Raw genomic sequence first — 15224 nt, forward strand, 5'->3', positions numbered from 1 at the left:
CATTTTCAATGAATAAATACATATTGAGCGCAATGCTCACAATTATAACGTGCTTTTCTATAAAAGCGCAAACATCTGATATACAAATAAAGGTAACTTCAGAATCCGAAAACGAACCGTTATTTGGAGCAACAGTATATTTTGAGGAATTAGAAAAAGGAGCAGTAACCGATTTTGACGGAATTGCAACTTTTAACGAAATTCCGAATGGCGAACATATTATCATAGTTTCTTTTTTAGGCTTTGAAACTCTAAAAACAACTATTCAAATCCCAAGTAATTCAGACTTGATTTTCAAATTAAAAAGTGGAGGAAACGAATTGGACGAAGTTGTATTACAATCTTCAAGAAGTACAAGAACCGTAAAAAAAATTCCAACAAGAATTGAATTTATTGGAGTTGAGGAATTGGGAGAAAAAGCAATTATGAATCCAACCAATATTTCAATGGTGCTTCGTGAAAGCACAGGAATACAAATGCAACAAACATCTTTAAGTAGTGGAAGTACAAACATTAGAATTCAAGGTCTTGATGGTCGTTACACACAACTTTTGAGAGATGGATTTCCACTTTACGGAGGCTTTTCAAGTGGTTTGAGTATTTTACAAATTCCACCTTTAGATTTGCAACAATTTGAAATTATTAAAGGAAGTTCATCTACACTTTATGGTGGTGGAGCAATTGCAGGCTTAATAAATATGGTATCAAAAACACCTGACGAAGAACCTGCTTTAGACGTTATGCTTACACAAACACAAGCTTTAGGAAGTACTACAAATGTATTTTACAGCAAACGGAATGAAAAGTTTGGTATTTCGCTTTACGGTTCAGGTCATTATCAAAAAGCTTATGACCCAGAAGATGATGGTTTTAGTAATTTACCAAAAACTAAATCTATTTCATTTAATCCAAAATTCTTTTATTATCCTTCTGATAAAACTACGTTTTGGTTTGGTCTAAACGGAACTTATGACGATAGAATTGGTGGAGACATTACTAAAATAGAAAGTGGCGAAAATGGAATTCATCAATACACAGAGGAAAACATTTCAAAAAGATTGAGTAGTCAAGCAGTTTACAAAACTCAAATAGATTCTATTAGTTCTTTAAACATTAAAAATAGTTTATCCTTTTTCGATAGAAATTTAACGATTCCCGATTTCAATTTTGATGGTAAACAAACCAACACTTTTACGGAAATCACTTATCAAAGAGAAACATCAAGAGCAGATTGGATTTTTGGAGCAAATTTATATACTTCAAACTTTGACGAAAATGATAATGCAACTTTACAACGTGACCAAAAAGACATCACTTACGGAATGTTTGCTAACAATATTTATGACCTTTCCGAGAATTGGATTTTAGAAACTGGATTGCGAGCAGATTACAATACTGATTTTGGTTTTTTTCCACTTCCAAAAATTTCATTGCTTTATAAAAATGATAGCGGATTTTCAAGCAGAATTGGTGGTGGTTTAGGTTACAAAATTCCAGATATTTTTACAGAAGAGGCTGAATTTATAAACTTTGAAAATGTACTTGGCATTGATAAATCTTCATTAAAGGCAGAGCGTTCTTATGGTGTAAATCTTGATTTCAATTATCAAACACGTTTATTTGAAAATATTGGCTTTTCAATTAATCAACTTTTCTATGTCACAGCAATTAACAACGGATTGTTATTGAATAGTACAAATAATGGTTTGTTTGCATTTGAAAATGCAACTGATGAAATTTTAAGCAAAGGCGCAGAAACAAATATAAAGTTTACTTATAAAGATTTTAGATGGTTTTTAAATTATGCACTTATAGACACTAAATTGAACTATTTGGCAGGAAATCCACAAAAACCATTAACTGCAAAACATAACGCAGGAAGTGTTTTGATGTACGAATCTGATAAATGGAGAATTGGCTACGAAACATTTTATACAGGAAAACAGTTTTTATCAAACGGAACAGAAACGACAGATTTTGTAACTATGGGTTTACTTTTAATGCGTAATTTTAAATTTGGTAGTGCATTTGTGAACTTTGAAAATTTCACAGACAGAAGACAAAGTAGGTTTTCACCTTTGGTTTTACCACCACACGAAAATCCAGAATTTCCAGAAATCTATGCGCCAACTGATGGTTTTATTTTTAGCGTTGGAATTATTATTAAACCATTTGGAAACGAAGACCACGATTAATTATGAAAACAATTGAAGAATTTTTAGAATCAAAAAATATTCGAGTAACTGCAATGCGTTTATTAATATATAAGTTCCTTGCCGAAAAACAAGTTGCAGTTACATTAAGTGATATAGAAAATGCTTTTGAGAAAGCAGATAGGACAACATTATACAGAACTATTAAAACATTTGAAGAAAAAGAAATTGTGCATCAAATAGATGATGGCACAGGAATTACGAAATATGCTTTGTGTGAGAAAGGTTGTAATTGTGAGATTGAAACCGATTTGCATTTACATTTTCATTGTAATAACTGTAACGAAACCATTTGTTTAACAGAACATAAAATCCCTCAAATAAAAGTACCTGATGGATTTGTTTCAGAAAACGTAAACTTGGTTGTAAAAGGCATTTGCGATAAATGTAGCGGACAATAAATGCACTTCCATTGCATTGGTTATTATAGCATTTTTACATAAAATTAGAAATTATGTTATTATTCGCTTATCTCATATTGTATTTTTTATTGGTCTTTGTTTTAAGGTCTTTATTACTTTGGAAAAAAACTGGAATAAATCCATTCACATTTGAAAAAACAGATAATGCACACGACTATAATGGTAAGGTTTTTAAATTTATCACAGTTCTTGAGCTAATTGTTGTAGGAATCTATGCTTTCAAAGAAGAATGGTATGAATATTTACTTCCTTTTTGGTATTTGGAAAATCAAACTTTACAGAAAATTGGATGGGTACTTTTGTTAGTATCGCTGATTTTTGTTTGGTTTTCTCAAAGCCAAATGGCAAATTCTTGGAGAATCGGAATTGATGAAAACAACAAAACCAAATTGGTAACAAAAGGAATATTTTCAATTTCAAGAAATCCTATATTTTTAGGAATAATGATTACGAATATTGGGTTATTCCTTGTAATTCCTAATGCATTTACATTACTAATAATTTCATTATCTACTTTAAGCATAAATACACAAATACGTTTGGAAGAAGAATTTTTAAAACGTGAATTCGGAAATGAATATAAAGAATACGCAAAAAAAGTAAGACGATGGATTTAATAATTAACGTAAAATTGCCAACGCTTAAAGCCATACACATTTCCAGTCGCATCATCCAAGCTTCACCAAAACTGTAAAAGAGTATGTCTTGCCAACGCTCACATTTGAACTAAATAACAAACATCGGAAAACCAAGCTGAACGTGAAAAGCACTATGCACAACAATGTATATAAAACATAGCTATTACAGGCTTTCCAAGAGGTTTTTACTTCTTTATTAAGTCCACCAAATTTTTATTTTTGTATATTTAGAAATTAAAAGATAAATAGAAAAAATAATAATTCGGCTCGTGTTAAATCCGAAACGATAGTGTCTTTTTACACGCTACGTTTCATATACTAGACCGTTAGGTGTAATTACCAAAAAATGAGCAAAGAGATAATAAGAGACATTATTTGTCAAGTCCTTTTTGAAAAAAAATCAAAGGAAATTATAATTTCCGTGTTAAATAAATTTCTTCCTAATTATGAGGAAATTTATGAAAATTACGGAAAACCAAATGATGATGAATATGAATTTAAATCTGAAAATGAACTAATCTCTTATTACGGAGAAATTCCGAACATTACTCAAACTCTATATTGGAACCAAAAATCGGATAATTCTGACAATATAATGGTTGGTGTTAATGTAACTGAAGACAATAAAATTATATTTAGTCTGACTTTAGACGGAACAGAAGAAACTGAATCAAAATACTATCGAAAACTGAAAGACTTTCTGAATTCTGAAACTGGTGTGATTTCTTATGTTGACCCAGTTTTTTATGAAAATGGAAAGGACTTTAAACAGAAATATAAGAACAACAAATACGATTTTGAAAAATAAAAACTACACCTAACACCGTATATAATTTATTGCTAGTTCTAGCCTACTTACGAAAGTCCTAGCGGACTTTCTTGGTCGGTAATTATTTACTAAATTAGTTGCTTGAAACACGCAACAAACCATATACATCAACGTTGTACATAATGCAAAAAATGAGGAATTACATATTAATATTCTTATTGATTTTAAGCCATCTTTCGTGCAAAACTGAAAAGGAAAAAGATGAACAGAACTTAAAAACTGAAACGGAATTCAAAAATAAAAGCTTAAATGGCGTTTGGATAATGACAAGTTATTTTGACAGTATTGTTGAAAATAGAACAATCTCAAAATATAGAATGAAAACACCAACTTGGTTTGCATTAATAATTGAAATTTCGAATGATTCAATACATAATTATGGATCAATTATAAATGACAGTCAAAAAATAAATTTTAAGTCGGACACTTTAGCAATATTAAGCGGAATTGGTGTTGCTGGAGATTGGATTTTACAAAAAAAAGACCAAACATTAATTTTAAATCATTTACCAAACGAATATCTAGTTGACACAACATCTTACACTTTTGAGAAAAGGAAAAATTTGGAGTTTTTAATAGAAAAAGATTCTGAAAATAAAATTGATTTATGGAAATCTACTACAGATTATTTTAATGAAAAAATAATATTTGGAAAATACATCAATAAAAAAGATACAATAATTTTTGGTAAAAATAGAAAAGTTCGGAACTTTAAAGACTTTGAAAACTATCGTATCGTCAATTATTTCGGAACATCTCATCCTTTTAATCCTTACGATGTAATTTTCTTAACAAATGAAAATGAATTTAAACCTTACAACTGGAAATTTGACAACAACAAACTTATTCTAACTAACTTTATTCCAAAAGAAGAAATTTATAAAGGAAAAAAATATGTTACAGATGACAATATTTTAGGAAATGAAATAATCGAATTAATAAAAATTGAATAAAGCACTATGTACAACACCGTATATAATTTATTGCTGGCTTCTTGTCTACTTGCGAAAGTCCTCGCGGACTTTCTTTGTCGGTAATTATTTACTAATTTAGTTGCTTAAAACACGCAACAAACCATATACAACAACGTTACCTGTAATTAAAATGAGACTAAAAGTTTATCCTATTATTATTTTGAATATATTCATTCTTTTTGCTTGTCAAAAGAATAAAACTGATAATCATAAAGTTATACAAAAAAATGATTCTGAAAAGATTATAGAATTTCAACCAGAAAAAAGCTGGAAAATTACATCGAAAGGAATTGGATTTATTGAATTAGGAAACTCCATAAGTAAAACAGTTTCATTGTTGAGTAAAAACTACGTTTTGAAAAAAACTTTTATGAATACTTATAACGTTTATAAAAATGGAGAAAAAATCTTGTATCTAGAACCAATTGAAAATACAGATATTATAAATTCTATTAGAATTCTTAGTAATAATTGGGAATCTGAAAGCGGATTAAAACTTGGAATCTCAATAAAAGAAATTAATACTTTTTATGAAAACTTTTATTTGGAATATGACGTTAGTAAAATTAATGAATATTTCCCTGAATATGGAAGTTTTGAAAAAAACAACAAAAATTATAAAAGCATTGTAAAATACTACTTTACTGGAGGTGGATTTGATTATATTGGAGAATATGATTTTGACGACACTAAAAAAACAATATACAAGTCAATAAAAAATTCTGAGAAAGCAAATATATTTATGATTGACATTAATATTATTCAATAACTACAGGTAACACTGTATAAAAAAAATTGCTACTTTAGTGCTTAATCAAAGTCAGTTGCTTTTTTTGTAAATTCTGAATTTCCTTCGGAAATTCCTCGTTGACAAAAAACGCAACTTTCCTTATACGAGAAACGTTGTACGTAAGTTGACCAATGACACGCAGAAAAAAAATAAAAATCGGAATTGGAGTTTTATTCTTAGGAGTATTACTCTGGCAACTCGGATTCCTAACTCGATATAATTACTTAACAGCAAAAATTGATTCTTGGCAAGACCAATCCAGAATTGTTCAAATTGGAATACCTAATTTCAACTATGGAGTTCCTGTTATTTCTCTGAATGAAAAATATGGATTTCACGAATCAAATACTGGATGTATTGTAACGGGACCACAATTACGCGGAATTGACTCTTATAACGCTGAAATTGAAAAATATCTGAATGAAAGAAACGGAAAAGATTGGGAAAAAAAATATCAAGCGGAATTGAATTATCTGATTGAAAATAATTTAACGGAATAAAACTAATGGATGAACAAAGTATAAATAAAGATGTTAGTGAGGATGATTTAGACCACACACTAAAAAATATACTTTTATTAGAAAAACTATTTATATTAGAAATTAAAAAGATTTATGAAATTGAAAATGGTATAACAACAATAAATCATTACATAATGTCAATAGCTAATAGAGCAATTTCATTAAATAGAGGTTTTGTTACTTTGTCAAATGCAAATAATTATTTAACTGCAATTTCTCTAATGAGACTTCAAATAGATAATTGTTTAAGACTATACGCAATGAGTTTGTCTGGAGATTCATCCTTGTTCTACGAAAAAGTGCTAAGTGGAGAACAAGTAAGAAATCTAAAAGATAGAGATGGTAAAAAGATGAGTGATAATTATCTTGTCACTAAAATCGACAATATTTTCCCAGGATTCAAAGCTCTTTACAAAAAACTAAGTGGTCATATACATTTTTCATCTGAACATTTTTCTTTTAATAATAGCCTTGAAAACGAAACTTATTCAATATCTGTTGGAGCAATTGAAAATTTAGAAATTTATAAAAAGGTGGATTTTGCACATAATATGTTTTTAATCGGTAATGATTTATTAAAAATAATTTCTGAATATAGAAGAGAAATCAAGGGTTGAAAAAAAACCTACGTACAACACCGTGTATAATTAATTGCTTGGTTCTTCATTACTTGCGAAAATTCCTGCGGAATTTTCACGGGTTCGTAAAAGTTTACTAATTTAGTTGCTTAACCACGCAACTAACCATACACAACAACGTTGGGTAACATATGAAGGGAAATTTATGAAAAAATTGCTAGCTATATTATTTTTGACTTATTCATTAGGAATTTTTACGCAGAATAAAACTGAATTTAATTGTGTGAATGAATTTGATGAAATTGAAACAGAAGTTGAATTACAGAAGACAGTCAGGTATAAAATAATTTCCTCTCGAAAGTTATATACAAAAGAAACTTTTGAATTTAGCGAAGGAATATTAATCGTTTCTAATCTAGAAGAAAAATTAAAACCTAAGGAAATTGCTAAAGTCATCTCCACTATTGGAATTAAAAATAATTTGAGTAAAATTACTGCGTTTGAAACTTGTCGCGCTTTAGAAATATATTACAAAAAAACAAAACCTAATGAGGTAGAATTGAATCATCTTAAAGAAAATTTAATTATTGAACTTTCTTTAGATATTAATAAATCATTGAGTAAAAAGGAAAGAAAAAGAAACAAGAAAAAAAGAGACTTCATTGAAAATATTGGAATTAACTCTTGTGAAATTTTATCAAAAAATAAGTTTGAAAATTTCAACAAGAAAGACCTATCAAATATGATTGTTTCTGAGGCTTCCAAAAATGTAGAGAAAATGATGAAAATATATGACTTGTCATTTGAAGAAGGTTCTTTGGTATTTATGGAAGACTTGACAAATTATTTAATTGATAATTGTGAAATTGTGAAAGAATTAATAAAAAGGAATGAATAATACGTTACCCAACACTGTATAAGCTTTATTGCTGCTAAATTTTTCCTTCGGAAAAATACGCAGACACAAAGTTGTTTCATTTTTTTGCTTACTTTTAGCATAACAAAAACGCAACAAAGCTTATACCAACACGTTGTAAAACATTTGAAAAAAAATCTGAACATACAGAAAAACATCATCAAACTGATTTTAATATTGGTTTGCGGAATCACATACGGACAAACTGAAATATTAGGAAAAGTGATTAGCGGAGTTTCTGGCGAAAGGCCAATTTCGGATATTTATGTTCAAGAATTGATTACTAAACAACCATTAATTATGGCTGACAGTTTAGGTTATTTCCGAATTGAATATCTTGAACCTAACAAAAAGTATATAATAGAAATATCTGGATTCGGTTACGGAATACAAAAGTTTGACGTCGAAACAAAAAGCGGAATGAATAAAGTGACGTTTGAATTAAAAGCGGATTGTGAATATAATGCTGAACATGCAGAATCTGACTGGAAAAATGGAACGGCTAATTTATTGCTTGTTGGTTCAATAGCACCAATTGCAAACTCACCTTCCGACAAGCGTTTTGAGAAAAAATTTAAAATTAAATATTTAGACTTTGGTTGCGAACCACCTATTGCCGAATGTTTAAAAGAATATAATAAGCGAATTTTTGAACTTATGGACAATAAATACGGAATGAAATGGCGGAAAAAAGTACGTTCTGATGTTGAATATTTGGAATAAAAAACGTTTTACAACACCGTGTATAATTAATTGCTTTGTTCTTGCCTACTTGCGAATATTCCTGCGGAATATTCACGGGTTCGTAAATGTTTACTAACTTAGTTGCTTAACCACGCAACTAACCATACACAAAACCGTTAGCAACAAGCAGAAAAAACCAACTATGAACAAAGATTTAACCGCATTTACAGAAGATATAAGTTGGTTTTTCCAAGAAAATGACAAGGTTGAAATTGAAGAAAGAACTCTTGAATTAACGAATGACTTTAAAAGTATATTCCCAAAACTGACAAAACTGATTGAGTGTTCACGAAAAACCTTTCTGCGAATAAATAATATTCCACACATTTTATTTGCTTGGAATGATATTGATGACGAAATATTTGGGTGGTTAAATAAAATTGAGGATTTAGAAAATGTATCAAACAAATTAAGTGCTGAACACAAAATTTTATTAGAAAATATTGGAGGAATACAGGAATCGTTTAATCAACCAGAGGATGCTCTAACAAATAATCAGAATTTTATGTTTATCGGAACTGAATGTAGTTTCGGAATTGGAAGTTGGAATGAATATTATAACGAAACTTGCGAGGAAGAAAATATGAAACCTATAGACCACTCAAATCTGATTTGTTTTGTGGAAGAGGCAAATGGAAATATGACTTTTTACAATCCTCAAAATAATGATATAGTTTTATTTGCGTCTGACCATTGCTTTGATAATATCACACCAATAAACGGACAACCAGAATATACATTTTATAAATATGACAATATAAAAACATTTAAAAATTACGTGGAAAAATTAGCTGAAGAATGGATAGAAGAAAATGCCAGTTGCTAACACCGTATATATTTTATTGCTAGTCCTAGCCTACTTACGAAAATCCTCGCGGATTTTCTATTCAGTTTTTATTTGCTAACTTAGTTGCTTAACCACGCAACTAACCATACACAAAACCGTTAGCACCAATAAAAAATCCGAAATGAAAGGAAAATTATTACTGATATTAATATTTATAACTTTAGGAATATTTAGTCAAGAAAACAATGTTGGAATTGAATATTCTTTCAAAGCTGAAATTACAAATAAAGCAATAGCTGAAAAAATAAAAGATAAACCTGAATTTAAATTTTCAAAATCTTTTAAAGTGTATTATACAGAAAAAGGGGCTTTAAGATATATTGAAAAATCGAATAATTTTATTCAGTCAAATATATTTAATAATGAAAAGAACGAATTAATATTATTTGACAGAACTGGAATAATTTCTGAAAAAGACGGAGATTATAATAAACCTGAAATAAAATCTAAGAAATCCGAATCTAAAAATACAATTACCTATAAAACTAAGTCAGGAAATTATAACTTTTACTATAATCCTGAAAAAATGAAACTTGAAAGTTTGAACCTTAATAAACTTGGAGAACATTGTTTTAACGAATTTATAAATGAAACTGGAGTTTTACCTGAAAAAATAGTGTACGAATTTGGATTTATGAAATTCATTGTAAAATTGGAAAAAACTATTAATTTGAGCTCGAAGGAAATTAAATTTTTGAATAAAATTATAAATAAACCGAATAAGAAAGGAATTGAAAAATTTATTGAATTTAACGAAGGAAAATAAAAAAACTGGTGCTAACACCGTGTAAAAAAAATTGCTTATTTTTAGCTTAACCAAAGTTTGTTGCATTTTTGTAAACTCCTATTTTCCTGCGGAAAATAGCCGTTCACTTTAAACGCAACTTTCCTTAACACAACAACGTTGGGCAACATTACCAAAAATGAGAAAAACGATAAGTATTTTATTATTTTTTATAATTTCATATTCATTCTCACAAAATGAAATAACTTATGAAAAAACTCTCGCTGAAATAAAAAAATCATCCAAGGTTTTGTGCACGAATTTAATAATCCCAAATGTTGAATTCTCTATTGGAATTTTCACAACTGAATGGATAGTTGAAGATTTAACAGAGGAACAATGTGGAGACATTAAAACGAATGAAATAAAAAACTGAAAAATTCTTGAAATTCTTGAATATAAGAACTTGTTGAAAAAATTTTACGTGGAAATGGAAAATAACAACTTTGAAAGTATAGAATCTAATGAAAAATTTGAATGGAATAAAGCTAAACTAATTATAAATCTGAATTTCTCAAACGATATTAATGAATTGAATCAAGTTTACATTCCAATAATGAATAAAAAAGAAGCGAAAGAATTAATCAAATCAATTTGTCCAATATTTGAATCTGATTTTTGCTTCAAAAAATTAAAAAGGAAAATATAAAAACGATTGCCCAACACCATATATAATTTATTGCTGGCTTTTTGCTTACTTACGAAAATCCTCGCGGATTTTCTTTGTCTGTAATTATTTACTAAATTAGTTGCTTAAACCACGCAACAAACCATATATAAACACGTTGGCAACAATAAACCAGAAACCTTAAAATGAAACAATTTTTACTAATATTAACTTTGCTACTTGCAATTAGTTGTAATAATGAAAGACCTGAACCAAATTTTTATAAAAATCTATACACAGGAGAAATTTTAGATAAAGCTGAATTTTTAGAGTTCGGAAACTCCTTAAATTCAAAAAACACGAACTCAAATGAAAAACCTCACATAATTTGGTCGTTTTATAAATTAGAAAAATCTTCAGATTCTATTATTCAGAATTTTAAGTATGACTTGAGAATTGGAGATAAGTATATAATACGTTCTAAAGATTATAAAAAAATAGGAATGAAAATCCCTCAACAATTTTTTACTTCAATTAATGGAGAAAAAATAATTATTGGTGGAAAGAAAGAGAAGCCAACATTGATTAATCTTTGGTTTATTAATTGTCCTGGCTGTATTGCTGAAATGCCTGCATTAAATAAACTAAAAGAAAAATACTCTGAAAAAGTTGACTTTGTTTCGTTGACTTTTGAGACAAAAGATGACATTTTAGATTTCTTAAAAAAGAGAAAATTTGAATTTACTCATATTGCAAATGTGAAGGAATACATAAAAGAAATTGGTTCATATCCTTATCCTGAAACTATTTTTATAGATAAAGAAGGATATATAAGAAACATAGAAGGTCCACTTCCAAGCCACAAGGATATGGATGTAAATATTTCAATTGAGTATTTTGAGGAAATAATTAAAAAATTACTGTAGCCAACACCATATATAATTTATTGCTGGCTTTTAGCCTACTTGCGAAAATCCTCTCGGATTTTATTTGTCAGTAATTATTTACTAAATTGGGTGCTTAAACCACGCAACAAACCATATACAAACACGTTACCTGCAAGTATGAAAAAAATACGTCTGATAATAATAATTTCGATTTTAAATCTAAATTTTGGTTTCTCACAAACGAAATCAGAAATTGATTTATTGTTAAACGGAATTTCGGAAACGGAAAATTCTAAAGAAATTACAAAAACTAAACAGGCGAAAAAAATTATTGCCTTTGGAGAAAACTCATTGAAAACTCTTTCCGATTTTTTTACTAACTCATCTTTGACTAAAATTAAATCGGAATGTCAAAAACGGAATTTGACGAAAGGAGAATTAGCAATTATTGTGGCTGACAGAATTGAAAATATGCCATACTTTCAATTAACTGGAATACAAAATTGTCTTTTGGAGTTTTGCGAAGGCAATCCAAATTTAATTGAATACTATCTTCCTTCAATTAAAGATTTAGGAATTGAGAAATTTAAGAAAAAATATGTTGAATGGTTATTTTGGAGGAAACTAAGCAAACGTGAAAAAAGAAAAATTGAACGAAATAAAAAAAGAGAATATAAACGAAAAATGAAAGAATTAGAAAAAAAACCTGCAGGTAACACCGTATAAAATTAATTGCTGCTTTTAGCCAGTTTACGAAAGTCCTAGCGGACTTTCTATCTGTGATTTATTTGCTAACTTTAGTGCTTAAAACACGCAACTAATCTTATACATCAACGTTAGCAGTTATTAAAAACATCACTATAATCAATGAAAGAAACTATAAAAAAGGAAATTTTAGAATTACTCGATATTAGAGATGAAAGCAATTTTTCCGACCTTGAATTATTTAAACTGTTAGATAAAAAAAGAAAGGCTGTTCATCCTGACAGAACAACTGACGATGATGTTAAAGAGGAATATGATAAGAAGATAAAATCAGCCAATGATTTATACGAAAAATTTGGGAAGTTTATAAAAGAAGAAACGACTAGTCTTGCTCTACAAATTAATGATAATGAAATCCAATTTGAGTACATAAGTTTGAAGTTTGAAAATGACGAACTAAAAAAAGAAGTTACTGACTTAAAATCAAGTATTGATTTATTGGAAATCGACAAACAGAAGACCAAACAGATAATTGAGGCTTTAAACGATAAAAAGATTGCAGAAGAAACAGAAAAACTAAAGGATGTTTTTAAACCCAAAACGTACAAGCTTATCGCCTTGGGTATCGCAGCAATTATTGGAGTTTTGATACACGTTTTAACACAGACCGAAGAAGCTGTTGGAATTTATATGAAATATTTACCTTCAGTAACACCGAAAATAATAAACCTAATAACTTTATCTATTTTATTAATAATTACTGGAATCTTTTTCACAAGTTATATTAAACAAAAAATCATTCAAAATTGGACTGAAAAAGTTAAATCAACTGAATTTAATACTCAAATATTTGAATATATAAAAGAGCATCCTTCAACTCGAAATGATTATGATGCAAACTATACTTATAGAACAACCAATTTTAATGAAAGTACAGTTTATAGTTTTATAAAAGAACATTTTGAATCCAAGAATAAGTTCACAAAAGCGTTTAGAAAAACTATTGGGTTAAATGTTTATTCAGTTTTTGAAAATTTTAAAAAAATAATTATATATCAACTTATTAATAAGGACATTATAAAAATTGACGGAAATTCTGGATTTGACAAAAAGTTTAGAGTACAAAAATAACAACTGCTAACACCGTATATAAAAAATTGCTAGATTAGTGCTTAAATAATGGTGGTTGCTTTTTTACCAACTTCCGATTTTCCTTCGGAAAATCCTCGCTGATAAAAACGCAACTTTCCATATACAAGACCGTTGTAGGTAATTAAAACGAAGCTCTGAGAATGAATGATAATTTGATAATTACATTTTTTGTTTTACTAATATTTTCACCTGTAATTTATCAATGGTTTTTATTATTAAAAGAAAGGAAAATTGAAAATAAAAAAATATTAAAAAAATCACTAAAGTTTACTCAATACAGTTTTTTAACTCTAATTTTCATTTCAATTATATTTGGAATTTTAAGTCATACAAATTTCTTAAATTATGAAAGACCAATGACTTTTGAAAAGTTCGACAAAATCACTTTTCAAAATTTTCGTGGCTTAGAGTTTTTTAAAAAGTCACTTTACGGAAATAAAAGGTTTGCCTATGTTGTTACTTCAATAGAATGTGAAATTAATGAAAATTCTGTTACAGTTCAATCATTTTTTTATCCTTCACGCTCTTTTGTTTACAACAAAAACACAAATAGTAAAGAACTATTGACTCACGAGAAGTATCACATCAAAATCACAGAATTGTTTGTTCGAGAAGCAAAAAAAGAAATATCTAATTTAAAGATTTTCAATAAAAACAAAATCAAAGAAATAATAAGAAAAGTTAAAACAAAGGAAAGAGCATTTCAAAAAGAATATGATTATAATACTTTTCATAGCTATGTTTTAAGTGAGCAAAAAAAATACGAGAGAAAAGTGGATAGTTTATTAACTTTGCTTAGTGTATATGAAAAACCAAAAATTACTATTAATGACAAAAATTAAATATCTCTTCTTAGCACTTATTTGCTTAACATTAACGAATTGTAAAACAGAAAAACACCAATTTCCAATAGATAAAAGGTATTGGGACACTAACGACTATGACAAAGTAATTCTTGAATTAAGATATGGTTACGAAAATGATGAAAAAAAACCAACTTTTGACAATCAAGAACAAAGAATAATTGTTCAGAAACTCACAGATGAACAAAATTTTAAAGTCGTATTAAATGATAAAGAATTAGGTTTAAAACATCGAAATAAAGTTGCAACAGAATTCTTTAATCATTGGAAAGATATGCATCAAATTTATCAAGCAACAGACCGAAAAGATAAATATCTTTATGATATAGAAATGTTAGCTGTTTGGCAATATGGTTTAGGTTTACAACTTGAATATTTTAAGTTAGGAAATGACGAAATAATTGAAAGCGCAGACGATCCAAATTCTTCAAAAGTTATAAATACTATTAATTCAAATATTCAAACTTTGATAAGTAATTATATTATTTATTTAGATGAGATAAACAATGAAAAAGCATTTTCAGAAAAAGGAAAATCTAAACTTGCGAGTGGAATTAATAAATATTTCTCTAAACTTATTGAACTTCATCCGAAAGCAAATTATAGCGGAATGAAAAATAAAGCGGAATTGATGCTAAAAAAGAGTGAATCAAATGAAATTAAATCATCTTTGAATAAGTTAATTGAATTAATAGAATTAAAGAAAAAGGAAGAATAACTACCTACAACACCGTGTAAAAAAAATTGCTAGTAA

The 15224-nt window shown here is 28.2% G+C and carries 18 protein-coding genes; all 18 read left to right on the forward strand.

Annotated elements, in window-relative coordinates:
• The first annotated feature begins 8 nt into the window (after positions 1 to 8).
• The 18 genes from ACJJVK_RS15710 to ACJJVK_RS15795 all read left to right on the forward strand — a co-directional run bounded on the left by ACJJVK_RS15710 (position 9) and on the right by ACJJVK_RS15795 (position 15188).
• Positions 9 to 2195, forward strand: a complete 2187-nt coding sequence (locus tag ACJJVK_RS15710; RefSeq protein WP_179340021.1) for a TonB-dependent receptor — start codon at positions 9 to 11, stop codon at positions 2193 to 2195.
• A 2-nt stretch (positions 2196 to 2197) separates the two neighbouring features.
• Complete coding sequence (locus ACJJVK_RS15715; RefSeq protein WP_013994522.1) at positions 2198 to 2614, forward strand: Fur family transcriptional regulator; 417 nt, start codon at positions 2198 to 2200, stop codon at positions 2612 to 2614.
• A gap of 53 nt (positions 2615 to 2667) precedes the next feature.
• Positions 2668 to 3252 carry an isoprenylcysteine carboxylmethyltransferase family protein gene (locus tag ACJJVK_RS15720; RefSeq protein ID WP_179340022.1) on the forward strand — a complete coding sequence of 195 codons (585 nt, stop codon included), beginning with the start codon at positions 2668 to 2670 and terminating at the stop codon, positions 3250 to 3252.
• A 442-nt stretch (positions 3253 to 3694) separates the two neighbouring features.
• Positions 3695 to 4081: a hypothetical protein gene (locus ACJJVK_RS15725; RefSeq protein WP_405567713.1), complete on the forward strand. Its 387-nt coding sequence runs from the start codon at positions 3695 to 3697 to the stop codon at positions 4079 to 4081.
• 152 nt (positions 4082 to 4233) lie between these two features.
• Entirely contained in the window at positions 4234 to 5055 is an 822-nt protein-coding gene (locus tag ACJJVK_RS15730; protein WP_405567169.1) for a hypothetical protein, read from the forward strand.
• Between the two features lie 151 nt (positions 5056 to 5206).
• Positions 5207 to 5845: a hypothetical protein gene (locus ACJJVK_RS15735; protein WP_405567716.1), complete on the forward strand. Its 639-nt coding sequence runs from the start codon at positions 5207 to 5209 to the stop codon at positions 5843 to 5845.
• Positions 5846 to 5997: 152 nt separating this feature from the next.
• Positions 5998 to 6366, forward strand: coding sequence for a hypothetical protein (locus ACJJVK_RS15740; RefSeq protein WP_405567719.1), 369 nt, complete (start codon positions 5998 to 6000; stop codon positions 6364 to 6366).
• 5 nt (positions 6367 to 6371) lie between these two features.
• Positions 6372 to 7004 carry a hypothetical protein gene (locus ACJJVK_RS15745; RefSeq protein ID WP_405567721.1) on the forward strand — a complete coding sequence of 211 codons (633 nt, stop codon included), beginning with the start codon at positions 6372 to 6374 and terminating at the stop codon, positions 7002 to 7004.
• A gap of 106 nt (positions 7005 to 7110) precedes the next feature.
• Positions 7111 to 7863, forward strand: coding sequence for a hypothetical protein (locus ACJJVK_RS15750; protein ID WP_405567723.1), 753 nt, complete (start codon positions 7111 to 7113; stop codon positions 7861 to 7863).
• Positions 7864 to 8007: 144 nt separating this feature from the next.
• On the forward strand, positions 8008 to 8604 hold the full coding sequence (locus ACJJVK_RS15755) for a hypothetical protein (protein ID WP_405567726.1): 597 nt from the start codon (positions 8008 to 8010) through the stop codon (positions 8602 to 8604).
• Between the two features lie 163 nt (positions 8605 to 8767).
• Complete coding sequence (locus tag ACJJVK_RS15760; protein ID WP_405567728.1) at positions 8768 to 9451, forward strand: hypothetical protein; 684 nt, start codon at positions 8768 to 8770, stop codon at positions 9449 to 9451.
• 142 nt (positions 9452 to 9593) lie between these two features.
• Positions 9594 to 10238, forward strand: a complete 645-nt coding sequence (locus ACJJVK_RS15765) for a hypothetical protein (protein ID WP_405567730.1) — start codon at positions 9594 to 9596, stop codon at positions 10236 to 10238.
• Positions 10239 to 10686: 448 nt separating this feature from the next.
• Positions 10687 to 10905: a hypothetical protein gene (locus ACJJVK_RS15770; protein ID WP_405567733.1), complete on the forward strand. Its 219-nt coding sequence runs from the start codon at positions 10687 to 10689 to the stop codon at positions 10903 to 10905.
• A 164-nt stretch (positions 10906 to 11069) separates the two neighbouring features.
• On the forward strand, positions 11070 to 11789 hold the full coding sequence (locus ACJJVK_RS15775; RefSeq protein WP_405567736.1) for a TlpA family protein disulfide reductase: 720 nt from the start codon (positions 11070 to 11072) through the stop codon (positions 11787 to 11789).
• Positions 11790 to 11927: 138 nt separating this feature from the next.
• Entirely contained in the window at positions 11928 to 12476 is a 549-nt protein-coding gene (locus ACJJVK_RS15780) for a hypothetical protein (RefSeq protein ID WP_405567738.1), read from the forward strand.
• 141 nt (positions 12477 to 12617) lie between these two features.
• A complete protein-coding gene (locus tag ACJJVK_RS15785; RefSeq protein WP_405567741.1) occupies positions 12618 to 13586 on the forward strand; it encodes a hypothetical protein in 969 nt (322 codons plus the stop codon).
• Between the two features lie 161 nt (positions 13587 to 13747).
• Positions 13748 to 14449: a hypothetical protein gene (locus ACJJVK_RS15790; RefSeq protein WP_215993830.1), complete on the forward strand. Its 702-nt coding sequence runs from the start codon at positions 13748 to 13750 to the stop codon at positions 14447 to 14449.
• Positions 14436 to 15188 carry a hypothetical protein gene (locus ACJJVK_RS15795; RefSeq protein WP_215993829.1) on the forward strand — a complete coding sequence of 251 codons (753 nt, stop codon included), beginning with the start codon at positions 14436 to 14438 and terminating at the stop codon, positions 15186 to 15188. Before ACJJVK_RS15790 ends, ACJJVK_RS15795 begins: the two co-directional genes overlap by 14 nt.
• Positions 15189 to 15224 lie beyond the last annotated feature (36 nt).

It is taken from the genome of Polaribacter sp. Asnod6-C07, assembly GCF_045063625.1.
GTDB lineage: Bacteria > Bacteroidota > Bacteroidia > Flavobacteriales > Flavobacteriaceae > Polaribacter > Polaribacter vadi_A.

What these genes read in the sequence shown, in the direction of transcription:
- ACJJVK_RS15710 (WP_179340021.1), top strand. Translation starts at nt 9, where the DNA reads ATGAATAAATACATATTGAGCGCAATGCTCACAATTATAACGTGCTTT.
- ACJJVK_RS15715 (WP_013994522.1), top strand. Translation starts at nt 2,198, where the DNA reads ATGAAAACAATTGAAGAATTTTTAGAATCAAAAAATATTCGAGTAACT.
- ACJJVK_RS15720 (WP_179340022.1), top strand. Translation starts at nt 2,668, where the DNA reads ATGTTATTATTCGCTTATCTCATATTGTATTTTTTATTGGTCTTTGTT.
- ACJJVK_RS15730 (WP_405567169.1), top strand. Translation starts at nt 4,234, where the DNA reads ATGAGGAATTACATATTAATATTCTTATTGATTTTAAGCCATCTTTCG.
- ACJJVK_RS15735 (WP_405567716.1), top strand. Translation starts at nt 5,207, where the DNA reads ATGAGACTAAAAGTTTATCCTATTATTATTTTGAATATATTCATTCTT.
- ACJJVK_RS15740 (WP_405567719.1), top strand. Translation starts at nt 5,998, where the DNA reads ATGACACGCAGAAAAAAAATAAAAATCGGAATTGGAGTTTTATTCTTA.
- ACJJVK_RS15745 (WP_405567721.1), top strand. Translation starts at nt 6,372, where the DNA reads ATGGATGAACAAAGTATAAATAAAGATGTTAGTGAGGATGATTTAGAC.
- ACJJVK_RS15760 (WP_405567728.1), top strand. Translation starts at nt 8,768, where the DNA reads ATGAACAAAGATTTAACCGCATTTACAGAAGATATAAGTTGGTTTTTC.
- ACJJVK_RS15765 (WP_405567730.1), top strand. Translation starts at nt 9,594, where the DNA reads ATGAAAGGAAAATTATTACTGATATTAATATTTATAACTTTAGGAATA.
- ACJJVK_RS15770 (WP_405567733.1), top strand. Translation starts at nt 10,687, where the DNA reads ATGGAAAATAACAACTTTGAAAGTATAGAATCTAATGAAAAATTTGAA.
- ACJJVK_RS15775 (WP_405567736.1), top strand. Translation starts at nt 11,070, where the DNA reads ATGAAACAATTTTTACTAATATTAACTTTGCTACTTGCAATTAGTTGT.
- ACJJVK_RS15780 (WP_405567738.1), top strand. Translation starts at nt 11,928, where the DNA reads ATGAAAAAAATACGTCTGATAATAATAATTTCGATTTTAAATCTAAAT.
- ACJJVK_RS15785 (WP_405567741.1), top strand. Translation starts at nt 12,618, where the DNA reads ATGAAAGAAACTATAAAAAAGGAAATTTTAGAATTACTCGATATTAGA.
- ACJJVK_RS15790 (WP_215993830.1), top strand. Translation starts at nt 13,748, where the DNA reads ATGAATGATAATTTGATAATTACATTTTTTGTTTTACTAATATTTTCA.
- ACJJVK_RS15795 (WP_215993829.1), top strand. Translation starts at nt 14,436, where the DNA reads ATGACAAAAATTAAATATCTCTTCTTAGCACTTATTTGCTTAACATTA.